Genomic DNA, 18,803 nt, shown 5'->3' with positions numbered 1-18,803 from the left:
ATGGTCGGCCGCCGGAATGCTCGACGTTCAGGCGTGCGACAATCGAGCGACCATCGATCGGCCGGCACCCGCGAGGGCCGGTCCCACAAGACACTTACGGCACACCGTCCATGTTCGGCGACATCCTCCGCTTCCTGCTCGAAATCCTGTTCACGCTGTTCGGCGCGGCGCTCATCCTGCGCGCGTGGATCCACGCGGTCCGCCTGCATCCGTTCAACCCGCTGGCGCGCGCCGTCTATCAAGGCACGAACTGGCTGGTGGTGCCGCTGAAGAAAATCCTGCCGTCCACCGGCAAGGTCGACTGGGCCAGCCTGGTCGGCGTGTGGCTGACGGCGCTGGTCTACATGGTGCTGATGTGGCTGGTGACGGTGGGTTCGCTGGTGCCCGCCGCGCTGCTGCCGGCCACCGCGGGCTCGGCGCTGCTGATGTCGCTGAAGTGGGCGCTGAACCTGATCGTGTGGCTGACGCTCATCCAGGCCGTGCTGTCGTGGGTCAACCCGATGGCGCCGCTGATGCCCCTGCTGCAGACGCTGACGGCGCCGCTGCTGGACCCCATCCGCCAGATCCTGCCGCGCACCGGCATCGATTTCTCGCCGCTGGTGCTGCTGGTGCTGGCCCAGGTGCTGCTGATGGTGCTGGCGCGCCTGACCTACAGCATGATGGGCGTGTAATCGCAGCTTCCTTCTTGAGTCTTTGCGCCCATCGTATTCAGGGCCAAAATTGACCCTCGAAATTGACAGGGAAATTTGCGCCAGTTAAGATTAAAAAACGATTGGTCCAAGCCAATCGGACGTCGAACGGGAACTCCCTGGCGACAAATACGGTCATAGACCGCCAAACAGCCGCTCAAGCGGCTGTTTTCATTTTCGAGTGCGTCTTGGGGTACATCTGCTACATCGATGAAGCGGGATGCAGCGCCGCGCTACCCAGTGGCCAGACTGACATTCAACCGGTCTTGGTCATAGCAGGATTGATCGTCCCTCAAGCATCTCTAGGGTTGCTCACAACAGAATTCTTGAAGTTAAAGCGGCACTACTTTCCTGGTTCTTTCAAGTCCAGGCATCTTCTGGACGATGTTCGGGAAGAAATCAAAGGCTCTGACCTTCGGGGGCAGATCCGGAGAAAGGGTCATAAAGCGACGGCTCAGTTGCGGTTCATAGACGACACTTTGAGCCTATTGGAGCGCCTGGATTGCAAGATACTGGGCACGCTCTGGATCAAGGGCATTGGAATCCCTTTCAAGGCCCGGGAGACCTACACTCAGTCGGTACAGCAGGCCTGCAAGGCCTTCCAGAGCTTTCTCGAACAACAGGACTCCACGGGGTTCATGGTCGCGGACTTCCGGACTACACAGTTGAATGACCAGGTCGCTCATTCGATCTTCACGCAAAAGTACCGAGCGAAAGGTGATCCTTTCAATCGGATTCTGGAATTACCAACTTTCGGTGTCAGCAATAACCACGTCGGACTGCAATTGACCGATGTGCTGTGCAGCGCGCTGCTGTTTCCAATGGCATCCTCTGCCTACTGCTTCGGGTACGTCACCGGAGTCCATGTGAACGGACGCGATCTGGACATCAGGCGACGCTACGCCAAACGCTTGAAACTTCTGCAGGTCAGGGTCGAACAGTATTGGAGCATCAGCGTGTTCGACAACCATGCCAGACGGCCTTCCTCCAACCTGTTCGTAAGCCCGCCCGTCGTACGCAAAGACAAGAGAGAAGTAAATCGGGGGGCTGTACCGGGGGCAGCTCTCGTGCAGGGCGATATCGAAAAAATCTTAGCCCTGGTTTTAACTGCTTCTGGACCAGAGAGAAATGTTCCGCAAGATCCGATGCCTACTTGAACAAAGCGCCACGTGCGGCGCCGCCTACAGCGCCGCGTAGATTTCCAGCAGGCGCTTGCGGTCGACCTTGTGGTTGTTCGACATGGGCAGGTCGGCGCAGGCCACCAGTTCGGGCGGCACCATGTACGGCGGCAAGCGCGCGCCCAGCACCGTCTTCCACCCGACCAGCGCATCGGGCACCTGCAGCCCGGGCTGGCGCCCGTCGGCCATGGCCACGAAGCCCAGCAGCCGCACCGCCGTGCCGTCCGGCCGGCGCAGCACCGCGCACGCGCCGCCCTGCACGCCCGGCAGGCCATTGAGCGCGGCGTCGATCTCGGCCAGTTCGATGCGATAGCCGTTCAGCTTGATCTGGTCGTCGATGCGGCCGCGGCAGAACAGCAGGCCGTCGGCATCGATGGCGCCCAGGTCGCCCGTGCGGAAACCTCGCCGGCCGTCGCCGTGCGTGAACAGCTTGGCGGCGTTCAGGTCAGGCCGGTTCAGATAGCCGCGCATCACGTGGTCGCCGACGATGCACAGCTCGTCCTGGTCGATGAACACCAGGCTGTCGCGCTTTGCGTGGCCCACCGGTAGCGGATCGTGACGCGCCAGCACGTCGTCGTCGACGAAGATGGCGGTGGTGGCCACGGTAGCTTCCGTCGGGCCATAGGTATTCAGGATGGCCGCGTCGGGAAAGCGCTGCCGCAGCTTGCGCGCCAGCGCCGCCGGCAGGGGTTCGCCGCAGAACAGGAAGGTGTGCAAGGCGGGCAGCGCGGCCGGCGAGAAATCGCGATTGACCAGCTGCTGGTGCGCGAACGATGGCGTCGACACCCACACCGAGGCGCCCAGTTCGGCCAGGCGCGCCAGCCACTGGCCGCCGGCGATCTGCTCGCGTGCGTTCAGCACGCAGGCGCCGCCCGACGCCAGCGTGGCGAAGACCTCGTACATCGACAGGTCGAAGCTGAACGGCGCCTGGTTCATGAAGACCGGCGCGTCGCCCAGCCGGAAATCGCCCAGCATCCAGTCGCCCAGCAGCGCCACGCTTTCGCGGCCGATCTGCACGCCCTTGGGATCGCCGGTGCTGCCCGAGGTGAACATCACGTAGGCCAGTCCGCGCTCGTCCAGCGCGCGCGCGTCGGGCGCGCCGGGCAGGAAGCGGCCGGTGGCGGCGTCGTAGACGGCGCCCGCGCGCACGATTTCGACGATACGGCGCAGCCGTTCCGTGGGATAGATGGTGTCCACCGGCACGAACGGCGTACCGGCCAGCAGCGCGCCCGCCATGGCGGCGAAGAAACCGGCCTCCTTGTGGCCGTAGATGGCCACCGGCACGTCGGGCCCGATGCCGAGCTCGCGCAGCCGCGCGGCGAAGGCATGGGCCTCGTCGAGCAGCGCCTGCCAGCTGAGGCTGCGGTCGGCGCCCGCCACGGCCAGCGCCTGCGGCGAGCGGTCGGAGGGCACGAACTGGAACGTATGCAGATCGAAACGCATGGCTTGCCTCGCGGGGCCGGTCTTCAGATGGGGCTGCGGCCGCTGAACACGTACAGCGCCAGCGCGGCCAATACCAGGGTGCACACGCGGCCGGCCCAGCGCATGGCGGGCAGTGCCAGCGCGGCCTGCAGCGCCGGGCGCTGGCGCGCGGCGTTCACCAGCAGGTTGTGGCCCACCGAATAGGCTCCGAACATCATGCCGCTGACGATGTAGTGCAGCGACAGGCCGTTCCACACGCCCATGGCCAGCAGCGTGGCGAAGATGCCGATGTTCTGCGCCGCCAGCCGGTGGCGCGCGAAGAACGCGGTCTTGCACAGCGCCTTGTAGATGGGCATGAACACCACATCGCGCAGCCATTCGGACAGGCTGATGTGCCAATGGCGCCAGAAGTCCTGCGGATTGACCGCGGCCAGCGGGTTGCGGAAATTGATGGGCAGCGTGAAGCCGAACATCATCCCCACCCCGATCGCCATGCTGCTGTAGCCCGCGAAATCGAAGAACAGATAGAAGCTGTACAGCGAGGCGTTCAGCGCCACGCCGGTCAGCGAATAATCGTGCGCGTCCAGCGTGCTCAGCCCGAAGCGCCACACCGCCTCGGCCAGGCCGAACTTCTGGATGACGCCGATCAGCAGCAGTTCCAGCCCGGTCAGCCAGCGGTCCAGCGTGACGCCCTCGAAGCCGTGCCTGAGGTCGGCCTGGAAATTGCGCCACCGGTACATCGGCCCGGCCAGCAAGGTCAGCGGGAAGAACAGATAGATGAAGTAATCCAGCGGCGATACGCGCTCGTTGCGCTGCGCGAACAGCAGCACGTCGATGGCGCGGAACGTGGCGAAGGACAGGCCCAGCATGCCGGGCAGGCTGGTGGTGCCGGTCTTGACCAGCAGCAGAGGCGCCATCGTGACCAGCACCGCGCCCCAGGTGGGCAGCCAGCCGCGCCGCATGGCCCACAGCGCGCCGCCGGCCACGACGAACAGCGCCGCGGGCTGGTAGGGCCGCGTCCAGAACACCGCCAGCCACACGCCCAGGCACAGCGCGCCGACCAGGTGCCGGTACGACAGGCGCAGCGACAGGCCGAACGTGCGGTAGAGCAGCAGCCCCAGGCCGCCGGCCAGCGCGCTGCCGAAGAAGTTGAAGCTTGCGTACAGTTCCATGGCGCCCTCAGAACTGCTGGTATTGGAACTCGACCTTGATCGGCCCGCCGCGGCCGGTGGTCGGCTGGGCCTGCAGGACGAAGACGAGGATGAGGCCGAGGTACAGGCACAGATGCCAGAAGAAACGCTTCATCGCGAGAAGTACTCCGCAATACCCCGGTCGGCCAGCGCCCAGCCCAGTTCGGCCAGGTGCATGTCATCGCGCACCATGCCGGGCTGGAACGGGATGGTGTAGAGGTCGAGGCAGCCCATGCCGTAGCGGGTGCACATGTCGTTGATGGCATCGGCCACCGGGTTGAAACGCTCGACGTCCAGGATCAGCTTGGGGTTGAACGGCTGGATGACGAAATAGGCCTTCACCTTGCGCTTCTGCAACAGCGCCATCACGCGCGACAGGTCGCCCAGCTCGTTGCGCGTCATGGGCTGCACGTCGGGGAACTCGTTGCGCGCCGGCGCATTCAGGTCGGCCAGGTATTTCTGGTAGTAGTCGTCCCGCACGTCGTAGGGGTTGTGGCTGCCCAGCTCGACCTCGACGTCGCGCGCCTGGCCGAGGATGCCGTCCCACTGCGGCGCGGACAGGCGTGCCGCCGACGGCCACGACACGAACTTGTGCGCGGGCACGGCCAGCGCGCTGCGCGGCTTGTCGGGCGGGGCCGCCTGGCCCTGGCTGTTCCACCAGAGCGAGGCCTTGTCCTTCAGTTCGGACACCTGGCCGTTGGCCAGCAGCCACAGCAGGCCCCAGTTGGCGTTGTCGCTGATCCAGTTCTGCATCTGCTCGCGCGTGGCGGGCTTGTCCCACAGGCTGTCCCAGACGGGGCCGGTGACGTGCTCGGCGAACGCGGTGCGCGGCAACTGCCCGCCCGAGGCGAACCATGCCGGCGACAGCATGATCACCAGGCGCGAGTTGGGCGTGAGCGAGTCCGACACGGACTCCAGCACGCTGAGGATGCCGTACGACTGGAACATGGCGTGGCCGTAGGCCAGCGTGGGCACTTTCAGTTCCTGCGGGAAGAAGCGGTACGGCACGAAGCGCAGGTCGTGGCTGGACAGCTCGGACGAGCCCAGCACCACCAGCGTGCCGTCGGACAGGGCGTTGCCCAGGCGCGCGAAATTGACGTTCTGCGTGCCCCAGTCCGGCCCCAGGTTGGGCAGGTAGTTGTCGCTGGCCGACGAGGCGGCCGCCACCGGACGGACGGTGGCGCTGAGCCAGTCGTCGGCGCTCCAGAACAGCCCGGTAGCCAGCACGGTGGCGGCGGCCGCGGCGGCCAGGTGCGACAGCAGGCGGGGGTTAGCGATGCGCGGCGACATAGCCGGCAAGCGTACGGACCGACTGCAGGTGTTCGGCGATCTCCGGCGCGGGGATGGAGCAGCCGTATTCGGACTCGACGGCCAACGTGACGTCCACCGCAGCCAGCGAATCCACCAGGCCGCTGGCCATCAGCGGGGTGTCGGGCGTGACTTTCTTGAGGATGATCGCCTCGACGATGTCGGCGATGCGGGCGAGAAGTTCGTGCTCGGTGTGCATATCAGTCCAGTTTCCGCCGTGCCAGCCGGCGGTGCGGCGGGGCGTTTTCCGGCCCCGGAAGCGTGCTGGGGCGAGTATAAATGAAAAAATCGGAAATTGAACTGAATAAACTGAAACTTGAAACCGGCAAAGAAAAAACCCGCCGGAGAGGCGGGCTTATCCTGCTGCGAAAAAACGACGTTGCAGTGTTTACATCGGGGCAACACGGGTGGGACCCGCACCGCTGATGACTTGCACGCGTTGGCCGACGCTGACAGGCTGGTCGGCTTCCTGGGCTACGACGCGGGTTTCGCCGTTGTCCAGGCGCACAGTGATCTCGAGGCCGGAGTTGCGGCCGACGCGGTTCTCGACCGCGTTGCCCGCCAGGGCGCCCAGCAGCGCACCGCCGACCGTGGCGATGGCGCGGCCCGAGCCGCCGCCGATGGCGTTGCCGGCCACGCCGCCCAGCGCCGCGCCGCCGATCAGGCCGACGCCGCTGGAGCGGTCTTCCTGGATGGTGATGGGACGCACGCCGACGACGGTGCCGGTGCGCACGATCTGTTCACGTTGGGCCTGGTCATAGGAATAGACACCGCTCGAAGCGCTGTGATTGGCGCAGCCGGCAAGAGTGGCCATGGAGGTGGCTACGGCGGCGATGGCGAGCCAGCGGCTGGCGCGCGGCATCGTCTTGGAAAGGGTGATAGCGCTTGTCATTGGGGCTCCTCGTGGGGGAACTAGGCGACGGTGATTCATGATACCTCTGCATACGGCGGATTGCCTTCCGCCGAGAAACAGGGTGCAACAGGTGATTGACGCCTGGATGAGGGCTTCGGTTCCCGGCGCGGCCGCCCGTCGGGCCGCGCCGGGCCGGCGCTCAGCCTTGCAAGCCGATACCGTATGCAGCGCGCAGTTGCGCGTCAATCTGCTGGCGCGACGGCGTGTGGTTCTGCGGGCCGCGCGACGCGACCTTGATGGCGCCCATCACGTTGGCCAGGCGGGCGCTGTCCAGCCAGTTCATGCCGCTGGTCAACCCATACAGCAGGCCGCCGCGGTGCGCGTCGCCGCAGCCGGTGGGGTCGACCACGGCCTCGGCCTTCACGGGCGGGATCTCGATGGTTTCGCCGCCGGTCAACAGCGTGGCGCCCTGCGCGCCGCGCGTCACCACCGCGGCCCGCAGGCCGCCGGCGATCTCGGCCAGGCTGCGGCCGGTGCGCTGCTCGATCACGCCGGCCTCGTAGTCGTTGGCGGTCAGCACCTGGGCCAGGCCCAGCATGCGCGTGATGTCCTCGCCGCTGAACAGCGGCATGGCCTGGCCCAGGTCGAAGACGAACGGGATGCCCTTGCGGTTCAGGCGTTCGGCGTGGGCGAACATGCCCTCCTTGGCGTCCGGCGCGACCACGCCCCAGGCGGCTTCGGCATCGCTCAGATCGTTCTGCGCCGACAGCGACATCGCGCCCGGGTGGAAGGCGGCGATCTGGTTGTCGTTCAGGTCGGTGGTGATGAAGCACTGGGCCGTGTAGGTGCCCGGCATGACGCGCACGCGCGAGACATCGATGCCCAGGCCGGTGAGACGCTCGATGTATTCGCCGGCGTCCTCGCCCACCGTGGCGACCGGCACGGGATTGCCGCCCAGCAGTTTCAGGTTGTAGGCGATGTTGCCCGCGCAGCCGCCGTATTCCTTGCGCATGGTCGGCACCAGGAAGGACACGCTCAGCGATTGGATGCGGTCGGGCAGGATGTGATCGCCGAAGCTGCCTTCGAACACGGCGATCGAATCGAACGCCATCGAGCCGCAGATCAGTACGGGAGCGGTCATGCTTTCATCCTTCAAGGAAAGAATTTGTCGAGTTGATAACCATTGACCTGCAGGCCCGTCACCTGGATGGGCACCGTCAGGGTGACTTCGGCGCCCGCGCCCAACGGACCGGTCGTGCCGGCGGGCAGATAGGCCTCGGGCAGGATCGCCTTGCGCGCCACCACGGTGTCGGACAGGTCGGTGAGGTCCAGCAGCAGCGCCGGCCAGTGCTGCTCCTTGTCGTAGCGGTTGCGCAGCACAACGGTCAGCACCAGGCGCGAACGGCCGTCGTCGGCAGCCTGCGAGGCGGCGCCGGACGGCGGGCGCAGCGAGGACGATACGATGGAGATGCGCTCGATGCGGCGCGCGTGGCCCACCGTGCAACCCACGGCCTGGCACACGCCGGTCAGCGCCGGCCGCAGCGCCGGCACGGCGATGGCCAGCGAGGTGCGGTAGGCGAAGACCAGCTGCGCGCCCAGCGCCAGCAGGCCCAGCAGGCAGGCCCAGGCCCACAGGCGGCGCCAGGTGAGGCGCGAATCGATCCGGTCCTGGTCCAGGAACTCGGGCGGCGCGCGGCCGCTGTCGGTGGCGCTGGAATAGCGGGTGCGGGCGTCGCCGTAGATGCGATCGTCCGGGTCGTGGCCGCTGGCGTCCACGTCGTCCGTCCGGTCGTCGTGCGCGGTCGCGTGGCGCAGGCCGGGCTCGCTGCGGCCAGGTTCGGGCCGCACGGGCGGGCGCGCAGCGGGAACCGGGTGCGCGCGTTCGGGGTCGCGCACGGCGGGTTCGGCTCGCCACCGCGGTGAGTCGTCACGGTCGTCGTCGGTCTCGAACGCGTCGTCGCGGGCAATGGCGTCACTGCCGCGCACCGGCGGCTCGCGGCGCCAGTGCGGTTCGTGGTCGCGCTTGTCGTCGACGGCGGACGTATCGTCATGGCGCATGGGCTCGCGGCCGCGCCGCGGCGGCTCGTGATGCCACGGCGGTTCGCGGTCGTCGTCGTACGGCGCGGGTTCGCGGGGCGCCGCGGCGCCGAAGGCGGGTTCGTGGCGGCGATCCGCGCGTCCGCGCAGCACGGATGGCGGCTCGGCCGCGATACGCGGGTCGCGGCGGCCGGCGGCGGGGTCGGCGCGCACCGCACGGTCGTGCGCGGGCGGCGGGGCCGAGGGTCGAGGCGGAACAGGCGCGGGCGCACGCGTCACCATGTAGGGCTCGGGATCGCGGCTGCGAAACGGCGCGCTGCTTTCCGGCCCGACGGCATGGTGCGACGGCGCGGCGGCATCGCCCTCGCCTGCTCGCGCGCGGCCGCGCAGCACGGCGGGCGGCGGCACGGGAACGGCGGCGGCGACGGGCAGTTCCGGCGCGGCCGGAACGGGAGACGGCGCAACGCGCGGCGCATCGGCCCACGGCGGATCCTGCAGCTCGGCGGACGGCGCCGCCGCGCGCGGAAATCGCGGGACAGGCGCCGCACGTTGCGCGGGCGGAACCTGGGCCATGTCGGCAGGCGGTACCGCGGGGAGCGGCGCCACGACGGGGATCGGACGCGACGGCGGCACGAACGGAGTGGGCGGCTGCGGCGGCGCATACGATGCGGGCGCCTGCGGCGTCACCGGCGCCATGCCGGCTTCGGCGTCCTCCAGCGAGGCCCGGCCGTCGAACACGGTGTCGCACACGCCGCAACGCACCAGCCCGTTGCGCACGCGCAATTGGTCGGCGACCACCCGGAAGGCGGTGCGGCATTGCGGGCAGCGGGTGATCGGCATGGCGAAACCGTATCAGTCGCGGCGGCCGTGCAGGCACACCCAGCCGTCGCGCGCGCGCCAGACGGACAGGGCCAGCCACGGCGCATAGGCCGCGGCCACTTCCTCGGCCTGCCGCTCGAGCACGCCGGACAGCACCAGGTCACCTCCCGGCGCCACACGCGCGGCCAGCATGGGCGCCAGCACCTTCAGCGGATTGGACAGGATGTTGGCCACGACCACCTGGAACGTGCCTTCCTGCAGGCCGTCGGGCAGCATGGCATCCAGCTCGACCGCGTTGATCCTGGCATTGTCCGCGGTGGACTGCACCGCCTGCGGATCGATGTCCACGGCCGTGACCGGCCCCGAACCCAGCTTGCGCGCCGCGATGGCCAGGATGCCCGAGCCGCAGCCGTAGTCCAGCACCGGCGCGCCGGCCGGCAGCTCGGCCTCGAGCCAGGCCAGGCACAGGTGGGTGGTGGGATGGCTGCCGGTGCCGAAGGCCAGGCCGGGATCGAGCTCGATGTGGATGGCGTCCGACCCGCCCGCCTCGTGGGCAGCGACGGCGGGATCGTCGCGATGCCAGCTCGGCACGATCCACAGCCGCTCGGCGATCTGGATGGGCGCGAACTGGGACTGCGTCAGACGCACCCAGTCGGCATCCGGCACTTCGCGCAGCGACCAGTCGCGGGCCACGTCGGCGGGCAGGCCGATGTCGGCCAGCGCCTGCTCGAGCATCTGGGCCGGATCGGCGCCGTCGGGCAGCAGGGCCACGACGCGGTTGCGGTCCCAGGCCTGTACGTCGGGTTCGGTGCCGGGCTCGCCGAACAGCGGCCGTTCGTCGGCGGTGCCGAAGTCGGCGTCCTCGACGGACACCGACAGCGCACCCGCTTCGAGCAGGGCATCGGACAGCACCTCGGCCTGCGCCTCGAGGCAGTGGAGCACGAGTTCACGCATGGTGGAAGCCTGTTGGTGATTCGGTTAAAGCAGCAGGGCCACCCGCACAGGGTGGCCCCGCCTGCCCGCGTCAGGGACGCTGGGCCAGCTTGTTTTCCAGGTAATGGATGCTGGTGCCGCCTTCGATGAAGCGCGCGTCCTGCATCAGTTCCCGGTGCAGCGGGATGTTGGTCTGGATGCCTTCGACCACCATCTCGGACAGCGCCGTGCGCATGCGCGCCAGCGCCTGCTCGCGGGTGTCGCCGTACGTGATGACCTTGGCGATCATCGAGTCGTAGTTGGGCGGCACGAAATAGCCGTTGAACGCGTGCGAGTCGATGCGCACGCCAGGGCCGCCCGGCGTATGCCAGTTGGTGATGCGGCCGGGGCTGGGCACGAAGCGGAACGGATCCTCGGCGTTGATGCGGCACTCGATGGCATGGCCCTTGAGCACGATGTCGCGCTGGCGCAGCGTGAACTTCTCGCCGGCGGCGATCAGGATCTGCTGCTGGACCAGATCGACGCCGGTGATCAGCTCGGTGACCGGGTGCTCGACCTGGATACGCGTGTTCATCTCGATGAAGTAGAACTCGCCGTTCTCGTACAGGAACTCGAACGTGCCCGCGCCGCGATAGCCCATCTTGCGGCAGGCGTCGGCGCAGCGGTCGCCGATGCGCTCGATCAGGCGGCGCGTGATGCCGGGGGCCGGCGCTTCCTCGATGACCTTCTGGTGGCGGCGCTGCATGGAGCAGTCGCGTTCGCCCAGCCACACGGCGTTGCGGCCGCCGTCGGCCAGCACCTGGATCTCCACGTGGCGCGGATTCTCCAGGAACTTCTCCATATAGACTTCGGGGTTGTTGAACGCGGCGCCCGCTTCCGAGCGCGTCATGGCGACGGCATTCAGCAGCGCCGCCTCGGTGTACACCACGCGCATGCCGCGGCCACCGCCGCCGCCCGCCGCCTTGATGATGACCGGGTAGCCCACTTCGCGCGCCACGCGCATGATTTCCTGCGGATCGTCGGGCAGCGCGCCCTCCGAACCCGGCACCACCGGCACGCCGGCCTCGATCATGGCGCGCTTGGCGCTGACCTTGTCGCCCATCAGGCGGATGGTCTCGGGACGCGGGCCGATGAACACGAAGCCGCTTTTCTCGACGCGGTCGGCGAAGTCGGCGTTCTCGGACAGGAAGCCATAACCCGGGTGGATCGCTTCGGAGTCGGTCACCTCGGCGGCCGAGATGATGGCCGGCATGTTGAGGTAGCTCTCGCGCGACGGCGCGGGCCCGATACACACGGACTCATCGGCCAGGCGCACGTACTTGGCATCGCGGTCGGCCTCGGAGTGCACGACCACGGTCTTGATGCCCAGTTCGCGGCAGGCGCGTTGAATGCGCAAGGCGATCTCGCCGCGGTTGGCGATCAGGATTTTTTCGAACATATATCAGTTGCTCCACCGTGCTTCGCACGACCTGCGACACATGGAACCGGCGCCTCTGGGGCGCCGCGGCTCCGGCAGCGCCGCCCCCGCAGGGACGCGCGCCGCGCGCAGGAGGGGATTCATCTAGCCAATGACGAACAGCGGCTGGCCGTATTCGACCGGTTCGCCGTTTTCGACCAGGATTTCCTTGATGACGCCGGCCTTGTCGGCCTCGATCTCGTTGAGCAGCTTCATCGCTTCGATGATGCACAGCGGATCGCCTTCCTTGACCGACTGGCCCACGTCGATGAACGGGGCGGCGCCGGGGTTGGGCGAGCGGTAGAACGTGCCGACCATCGGCGCCTTGACGACGTGGCCCTGGATGGCCGGGGCAGCGGCGGCGGCCGGTGCGGCGGCAGGCGCTGCCGCGGCGGGCGCGGCAGCCACGGCCTCGGGCGCGTGGTAGGCGACGGGTTGCAGGGTCTGCGAGAACTTGACGATGCGAACCTTGCCCTCGCCTTCGGTGATCTCGAGTTCGGCAATGCCCGACTCCGCCACCAGGTCGATCAGGGTCTTGAGTTTTCGGAGGTCCATGATGAAGCTGCTTCCCGATTAAATTTGTTGGCGGCGCCCCCCGGAGCGGGCCGGCGCCATGTACTGGAAATTGGAAAAACGTGCGTCGCGGTCAGTACCGGGCCGCGTAGCGCAGCGCGGCTTCGTAGCCATCCGGCCCGAGGCCGCTGATCAGCCCGACGGCGATGTCGGACAGGTACGAGTGGTGACGGAAAGGCTCGCGTTTGAACAGGTTGGACAAATGTACTTCAACGAACGGAATCGCCACCCCGGCCAGCGCGTCGCGGATCGCCACGCTGGTGTGCGTGTAGGCGCCGGCGTTGATGATGATGAAATCCGTGCCGTCCGACGCGGCCGCCTGGATGCGGTCGACCAGCGCCCCTTCGTGGTTGCTCTGCCAGGACGCCAGCGTCACGTTGAGATCCGCCGCGACGGCCGCCAGGCCGGCATCGATCTGCGGCAGCGTGCGGCTGCCATAGATGCCGGGTTCCCGCGTGCCGAGCAGATTCAGGTTGGGGCCGTGCAGGACGAGAATGCGTCGCGCCATGGATTTGCGAGGAACGTCGGCAAAAAGTATGGATAAAGCGACTTTTTACGCCAAATCGCCGTATTGTTGCAAGCTGCCCGTCATCAGGCCGCCAGGCCCGCCACCGTGCGCCCAAGATCGGCCGCGTCGATCTGCCCGAGGATTTTGCGGTTCACGGTGCCATCTGCATTGAAAACCAGCGTAAACGGCAGGCCGCCGGCGGGATTACCCAGCTTGCGCAGGGTATCGATGGCGCCGGTGCCCATGACCACCAAGGGATAGGAGACCGGAACCCTGGCGAGGAATTTACGGATGTTGTCCGCGTTATCCACGCCGATTCCGATGAATTGCACCTTGGGATGGCTTTTCTGCATGGCATCGAGCTCGGGCATCTCTTTTACGCAAGGCGCGCACCAGGTTGCCCAGAAGTTGACCACCATGGGGCGGCCGCGCCAGTCGGACAGCTTGTGTGCCCGGCCGTCGAGGTCAGGCAGGGCCATGTCGGACAGGGCCTTGACCGCGTCGGGCGATACGGCGGAATCCTGGGCGGCGTGCACGCGATGCGCATAGGCCACGGCCATGGCCGTGGCGGCGCCCGCGTGCAGGAAGAGACGGCGATTCATGGGCCGAATCATAACCGCAAGCGCTCCGCGGGGGAACGCGGCAGCCTCTACAATGCCGCCAGGAGATCTCCCATGCATCTGCACATTCTTGGTATTTGCGGCACGTTCATGGGCGGGCTGGCGCTGATCGCGCGCGCGGCCGGCCACAAGGTCACGGGCTGCGACGCCGGTGTCTATCCCCCCATGAGCACCCAGCTGTCCGAACAGGGCATCGAACTGATCGAAGGCTTCGGCGCCGACCAGTTGGCGCTCGAGCCCGACCTGTTCGTCATCGGCAACGTCGTCAGCCGCGGCAACCCGCTGATGGAAGCCATCCTCGACAGCGGTGCCCGCTACGTATCGGGCCCGCAATGGCTGGGCGACCACATCCTGCCGGGCCAGCACGTGCTGGCGGTGGCGGGCACGCACGGCAAGACCACCACCAGTTCGATGCTGGCGTGGATCCTCGAGGCCAACGGCCGCCGCCCCAACTTCCTGATCGGCGGCATCGCGCCCGACCTGCAGGTATCGGCGCGCTTCGATCCCCAGGTGGATGCCTTCGTCATCGAAGCGGACGAGTACGACACGGCGTTCTTCGACAAGCGCTCGAAGTTCGTGCACTACCGGCCACGCACCGCCATCCTGAACAACCTGGAATACGATCACGCGGACATCTTTCCGGATCTGGCGGCCATCGAGACGCAATTCCATCACCTGGTACGCACCATTCCCGCCAGCGGCCGCATCGTCGCACCCACCGGCAGCGAGGCGCTGGACCGCGTGCTGGCGCGCGGATGCTGGTCGGAGGTCGCAAGTTTCGGCCCGGCGCCGGACCCCGCCGTGGCCGATGCCTGGCAGGCCGGCCCCGCTGACGCGGACGGCGCCTTCGCGGTGCTGCGCGGCGGCCAGGCGCTGGGCACGGTGCGCTGGACGCTGGGCGGCGAGCACAACCGCATGAATGCCCTGGCGGCGCTGGCCGCGGCGGAGCATGCCGGCATCGCGGCGGCCGACGGCATCGCCGCGCTGTCGCGCTTCGGCGGCGTGAAGCGCCGCATGGAGCTGCGCGGCACGGCCAATGGCGTGAAGGTCTACGACGACTTCGCTCACCATCCCACCGCCATCGCCACCACGCTGGACGGCCTGCGCCGCCAGGTGGGCCAGGCGCGCATCCTGGCGGTGCTGGAGCCGCGCTCGAACACCATGAAGCTGGGCACCATGGCCGAACGCCTGCCCGGTTCGCTGCGGCAGGCCGATCTGGTGTTCTGCTTCGGCGCCAAGGAGGGCAAGCAGGCGCTGGGCTGGGACCCGGCCGCCGTGCTGGCCCCGCTGGGCGAACGCGCCGCCAGCTTCGACGACCTGAACGCCCTGGTGGCGGCGGTCTCGTCCGCCGCCCGGCCGGGCGACCACGTCGTGGTGATGAGCAACGGCGGCTTCGGCGGCGTGCACGGCAAGCTGCTGGACGCCCTGGCCCATGAGCCAGCCGGGCCGTCCCAAGGGCGAATACCGGCGTGCGCAGCACGGAGGTAGTCCAATGAGCGCTTCCATGCCCGCACACGCCATTCTCTATCTGCACGGGTTCCGGTCGGCGCCCGCGTCATTCAAGGCGCGGCTGATGGAACAGGCCGTGGCCGAGCGCGGCCTGTCGCGGGCCTGGGCCTGCCCGCAGCTGCCCGCCAGCCCGCGCGAGGCGGGCGAGCTGATCCTGGGCATCGCCCAGCGGCAATTGCAGCACCTGCCCGGGCCGCGCCACCTGACCGTGGTGGGCTCGTCGCTGGGCGGCTACTACGCCACCTGGCTGGCCGAGCGCCTGGGCTGCCGGGCCGTGCTGCTGAATCCCGCCGTGCACGCGGCGCGCGATCTCGCCACCCAGGTGGGCGAGCATCGCATGTATCATTCGGACGCGCCGTTCGTGTTCCTGCCGCAGTACGTACAGGAGCTGGCGGACATGGAGGTGCCCATCCTCAGCCACCTCGAGCGCTATTTCCTGGTGGCCGCCACCGGCGACGAAGTGCTCGACTGGCGCGAAATGCGCGACCGCTATGCCGGCTGCCGGCAACGCATCGTCCAGGGCAGCGACCATGGCCTGTCCGATTTCGCGCAATGGCTGCCCGAGGTGCTGGAATTCGCGCTGGGCGCCTGCACATCACACTAAGACCTACTGCCGACGGCGGGCTTCGACCTGCCGGCGGCGCGCCCGACGGCGCCAGATGGATCGATCGCAAATATGTACGTGTTTTTCGAAGATGACGGCGGCTTCAAGGCAGCCAACATCATGTCCGAGGCGGACGCCACGCTTCAGATAGAGTCCGACTCCGGCAAGCGCAGCAAGATCAAGCGCAACAGCACGCTGTTCACCTTCGCGTCGCCCGACCCCGCGGCGCTGCTGGCACAGGCGGCTGCCGCGGCCGAGGACATCGATCTGCAGTTCCTCTGGGAATGCGCGCCTCAGGAAGAGTTCGACGCCCCCACGCTGGGCGCCGACTACTTCGGCCATGCGCCCACCCCGGTCGAGCACGCCGCGCTGTTGATGCGCCTGCACGGCGCGCCAGCCTATTTCCATCGGCGCGGCACCGGGCGCTACCGCCCCGCCCCGCCGGACATCCTGGCGGCCGCGCTGGCGGCGCTGGAGAAGAAGCGCCTGCAGGCCGAGCAGCAGCAGCAGTGGGTCGACGAAATGGCCGAGGGCAAGCTGCCCGAGGTCATCGCGCAGGCCGCAGAGTCGCTGCTGGTGCGTCCAGACAAGAACACGCAGGCCTGGAAGGCGCTGGACGCCGCCTGCACGCGCCTGCACAAGACGCCGGACCGCCTGCTGCTGGAACTGGGCGCGTGGCCCCATGCCCTGGCCCTGCACAAGCGCCGCTTCCTCGCCGTGCATTTTCCGCGCGGCACGGGCTTCCCCGACGTGGAAGTGCCGGCCATCGAACGTGAACTGCCGCTGTCCGAGGCCGAGATCTATTCGGTGGACGACGTCACCACCACCGAGATCGACGACGCCCTGTCCGTGGCCGAACTGCCCGACGGCCGCGTGCGCGTGGGCGTGCACGTGGCCGCGCCCGGCCTGGCGGTGACGCGCGACAGCGAGCTGGACAAGCTGGCACGCGCGCGCCTGTCCACCGTATACATGCCCGGCGACAAGATCCCGATGCAGCCCGACAACGTGATCCAGGCGTTCTCGCTGGACGCGGGCCGCGCGGTGCCGGCGCTGTCGCTATACGTGACGGCCGATCCCGCCACCGGTGAGATCATCGAGTCCGAGACGCGCCTGGAGCGCATCGTGGTGCGCGAGAACCTGCGCCACAATCAGCTGGACACGCAGGTCACCGAAGCCGCGCTGGACGATCCGCAGGCCGAGCTGCCCTACGCACACTGGTTGCGGCCGCTGTGGCGCCTGGCACAGGCCCTGTCGGCCAAGCGCGACGAGGCGCGCGGCAAGCCCGAGAACAACTCCCGCGTCGAGTACAGCTTCTACCTGGACGGCAATCCCGACGATCCGGACACCCCGGTGCGCCTGGTGCCGCGCCAGCGCAACGCACCGCTGGACCGCATGGTGGCCGAGTACATGATCCTGGCCAACAACCTGTGGGGCGGCCTGCTGAACCAGCACGGCGTGCCGGGCATCTACCGTTCGCAACAGGCCGGCCGCGTGCGCATGAGCACCCAGGCCCTGCCGCACGAGGCCATCGGCGTGCCGCAGTACGCGTGGAGCACGTCGCCGCTGCGCCGCTACGTCGACCTGGTCAACCAGTGGCAGCTGATCGCGGCGGTGGATAACGGCGTGTCCGCGCGCCTGGTGGCGCCCTTCAAGCCGCGCGACGCCGACCTGTTCGCCATCATCGGCGCGTTCGACGCGCAGTACGCAGCCTGGTCCGAGTTCCAGGGCGCCATGGAGCGCTACTGGTGCTTGCGCTGGATCAAGCAGCAGGGCCTGACGCGCGTGACGGCGAACGTCCTGCGCGACGACCTGGTGCGCCTGGCCAATGCGCCGCTGGTCACCAAGGTGGGCGGTCTGCCCGAGCTGGAGCGCGGCGCCGCGGTCGAGATCGACATCCTGGGCCGCGACGAACTGGCGCTGGAACTGGACTGCCGGTACGTAGGTCCGGCGGCCTGACCAGCCCAGACCCAGGGCGGCCCCGGCCGCCCTTTTCCATGGCGCGGCGGTCATGGTGGGGCGATCCGCCGGACGGCAGGCAAAGGCCCCGCCCCGAATCCGGCGGATCTTGCCAACTGCCCTAAAATGCCCTCGTGCAATCGTCCGCTCCCTCCCCCTCTTCCGGTCGTTTCCGGCACTGGCTGAGCGCCCCGGCGCAGCATTACCTGCTGGTCGGCCTGGCGATCTCGCTGCTGGTGCACGCCGGCGTGCTTGCCTGGCGCTTCGGCCCCGGGGCCTCGGCGCGGGCGCCCGCGCAGTCGCTCGAGGTGGTGCTGGTCAATGCCAGGACCGAGACCGCGCCCGTGCAGGCCCAAGCGCTGGCGCAACAGCAGGTCGACGGCGGCGGCGACGCCGACAGCGGCATGGCGCAATCGCCGCTGCCGCGCACCGGCGAATCGGCCCAGACCATCGTGCTGCAGGCCATGCGCCAGCGGCAACTTCAGTTGGAAGCCGAGCAGACGCGGCTGCTGACCCAGCTGGAATCGCAGCAGCACACTGGCGCGGAGCGCCAGCCCATGCATCCGTGGCCAGAGATCGCCGAGGCCGGCGACGATAGCGCCCAGCAGCCCGGCATCGTGCAGAACGCCCGCATCGCCGCGCTGTCCGAGCGCGTCCATGAATACAACGCCCAGCCGCGCCGCGCGTACGTGGCGCCCTCGGCCGCGGCCTCGCGCTACGCTGCCTACCTGGACGGCTGGAGCCGCCGCGTCGAGTCGGTCGGCACGCAGCACTATCCCGACGAGGCGCGCGGCCGGATCTACGGCAAGCTGCGCATCACCGTGACGGTGCGCGCCGACGGCAGCCTGGCGGGGTTCGACATCGACCGGCCTTCGCCGCATGCCGTGCTGAACCAGGCGGCGCGCCGCATCGTCCAGATGGCCGCCCCCTTCGCCCCCTTCCCGCCCGAACTGGCGCGCGACACCGACGAGCTGGTCATCACCCGGACCTGGCATTTCGTGAACGACACGCTGGAGACTTCTGTGCCATGAGCCCGCCGAGCCGCCTCAAGGGTGAATGCCGAAGTGCGCAGCACGCAGGCTTCCCGATACGCCCGCCGAGCCGCCTCAAGGGCGAATGCCGAAGTGCGCAGCACGCAGGCCTCTCGA

19 protein-coding genes are annotated in these 18,803 nt (G+C 68.3%); 6 read left to right on the top strand and 13 right to left on the bottom strand.

The features are described from left to right. Positions 1-110: 110 nt before the first annotated feature. On the top strand, positions 111-671 hold the full coding sequence (locus tag FS845_RS08555) for a YggT family protein (protein ID WP_144632713.1): 561 nt from the start codon (positions 111-113) through the stop codon (positions 669-671). A 206-nt stretch (positions 672-877) separates the two neighbouring features. Beyond that, positions 878-1,846 (top strand): DUF3800 domain-containing protein, encoded by a 969-nt coding sequence (locus FS845_RS08550; RefSeq protein WP_144632710.1) that lies wholly within the window; start codon positions 878-880, stop codon positions 1,844-1,846. 24 nt (positions 1,847-1,870) lie between these two features. Here the strand turns inward: FS845_RS08550 and FS845_RS08545 are convergent, their stop codons facing one another. The 13 genes from FS845_RS08545 to FS845_RS08480 all read right to left on the bottom strand — a co-directional run bounded on the left by FS845_RS08545 (position 1,871) and on the right by FS845_RS08480 (position 13,568). Then, complete coding sequence (locus FS845_RS08545) at positions 1,871-3,310, bottom strand: D-alanine--poly(phosphoribitol) ligase (protein WP_144632707.1); 1,440 nt, start codon at positions 3,308-3,310, stop codon at positions 1,871-1,873. A gap of 23 nt (positions 3,311-3,333) precedes the next feature. Continuing rightward, entirely contained in the window at positions 3,334-4,461 is a 1,128-nt protein-coding gene (locus FS845_RS08540; RefSeq protein WP_144632704.1) for an MBOAT family O-acyltransferase, read from the bottom strand. Positions 4,462-4,468: 7 nt separating this feature from the next. Further along, positions 4,469-4,594: a hypothetical protein gene (locus FS845_RS26790; protein WP_062826573.1), complete on the bottom strand. Its 126-nt coding sequence runs from the start codon at positions 4,592-4,594 to the stop codon at positions 4,469-4,471. Then, positions 4,591-5,769: a D-alanyl-lipoteichoic acid biosynthesis protein DltD gene (locus FS845_RS08530; protein WP_144632700.1), complete on the bottom strand. Its 1,179-nt coding sequence runs from the start codon at positions 5,767-5,769 to the stop codon at positions 4,591-4,593. The genes FS845_RS26790 and FS845_RS08530 overlap by 4 nt, the downstream gene beginning before the upstream one ends. Continuing rightward, on the bottom strand, positions 5,750-5,986 hold the full coding sequence (locus tag FS845_RS08525; RefSeq protein ID WP_144632697.1) for an acyl carrier protein: 237 nt from the start codon (positions 5,984-5,986) through the stop codon (positions 5,750-5,752). The genes FS845_RS08530 and FS845_RS08525 overlap by 20 nt, the downstream gene beginning before the upstream one ends. A gap of 189 nt (positions 5,987-6,175) precedes the next feature. Then, the gene (locus FS845_RS08520; protein WP_409929276.1) at positions 6,176-6,649 is read right to left on the bottom strand and encodes a glycine zipper 2TM domain-containing protein; all 474 of its coding nucleotides are present in this window, start codon (positions 6,647-6,649) and stop codon (positions 6,176-6,178) included. Between the two features lie 190 nt (positions 6,650-6,839). Next, entirely contained in the window at positions 6,840-7,781 is a 942-nt protein-coding gene (locus FS845_RS08515) for a carbohydrate kinase family protein (protein ID WP_144632692.1), read from the bottom strand. 11 nt (positions 7,782-7,792) lie between these two features. Then, a complete protein-coding gene (locus FS845_RS26940; RefSeq protein WP_260986215.1) occupies positions 7,793-9,517 on the bottom strand; it encodes a DUF3426 domain-containing protein in 1,725 nt (574 codons plus the stop codon). Between the two features lie 12 nt (positions 9,518-9,529). Then, positions 9,530-10,450, bottom strand: coding sequence for a 50S ribosomal protein L11 methyltransferase (gene prmA / locus FS845_RS08500; protein WP_144632689.1), 921 nt, complete (start codon positions 10,448-10,450; stop codon positions 9,530-9,532). Positions 10,451-10,520: 70 nt separating this feature from the next. Continuing rightward, the gene (accC, locus tag FS845_RS08495; protein ID WP_144632686.1) at positions 10,521-11,867 is read right to left on the bottom strand and encodes an acetyl-CoA carboxylase biotin carboxylase subunit; all 1,347 of its coding nucleotides are present in this window, start codon (positions 11,865-11,867) and stop codon (positions 10,521-10,523) included. A 123-nt stretch (positions 11,868-11,990) separates the two neighbouring features. Further along, on the bottom strand, positions 11,991-12,440 hold the full coding sequence (accB, locus tag FS845_RS08490; RefSeq protein ID WP_144632683.1) for an acetyl-CoA carboxylase biotin carboxyl carrier protein: 450 nt from the start codon (positions 12,438-12,440) through the stop codon (positions 11,991-11,993). 91 nt (positions 12,441-12,531) lie between these two features. After that, positions 12,532-12,966 (bottom strand): type II 3-dehydroquinate dehydratase, encoded by a 435-nt coding sequence (gene aroQ / locus FS845_RS08485; RefSeq protein WP_144632680.1) that lies wholly within the window; start codon positions 12,964-12,966, stop codon positions 12,532-12,534. Between the two features lie 83 nt (positions 12,967-13,049). After that, on the bottom strand, positions 13,050-13,568 hold the full coding sequence (locus FS845_RS08480; protein WP_144632677.1) for a TlpA family protein disulfide reductase: 519 nt from the start codon (positions 13,566-13,568) through the stop codon (positions 13,050-13,052). Positions 13,569-13,640: 72 nt separating this feature from the next. On the opposite strand from FS845_RS08480, the gene mpl reads away from it, so the two are divergent. The 4 genes from mpl (at position 13,641) to FS845_RS08460 (ending at position 18,686) form a co-directional block, all read left to right on the top strand. After that, the gene (mpl, locus tag FS845_RS08475) at positions 13,641-15,074 is read left to right on the top strand and encodes a UDP-N-acetylmuramate:L-alanyl-gamma-D-glutamyl-meso-diaminopimelate ligase (protein WP_144632674.1); all 1,434 of its coding nucleotides are present in this window, start codon (positions 13,641-13,643) and stop codon (positions 15,072-15,074) included. A 4-nt stretch (positions 15,075-15,078) separates the two neighbouring features. Continuing rightward, positions 15,079-15,699, top strand: a complete 621-nt coding sequence (locus tag FS845_RS08470; RefSeq protein WP_409929270.1) for a YqiA/YcfP family alpha/beta fold hydrolase — start codon at positions 15,079-15,081, stop codon at positions 15,697-15,699. A 72-nt stretch (positions 15,700-15,771) separates the two neighbouring features. After that, positions 15,772-17,655 carry a ribonuclease catalytic domain-containing protein gene (locus FS845_RS08465; RefSeq protein ID WP_144632671.1) on the top strand — a complete coding sequence of 628 codons (1,884 nt, stop codon included), beginning with the start codon at positions 15,772-15,774 and terminating at the stop codon, positions 17,653-17,655. A gap of 134 nt (positions 17,656-17,789) precedes the next feature. Continuing rightward, positions 17,790-18,686 (top strand): energy transducer TonB, encoded by an 897-nt coding sequence (locus FS845_RS08460; protein WP_144632668.1) that lies wholly within the window; start codon positions 17,790-17,792, stop codon positions 18,684-18,686. The last annotated feature ends 117 nt before the right edge of the window (positions 18,687-18,803 follow it).

The sequence above is a fragment of the Bordetella genomosp. 13 genome, from assembly GCF_007679965.1.
Classification (GTDB): Bacteria; Pseudomonadota; Gammaproteobacteria; order Burkholderiales; family Burkholderiaceae_B; genus Bordetella.
Note: the sequence above shows the minus strand (reverse complement) of the source record. Positions and strands in the feature narration are given on the sequence as shown.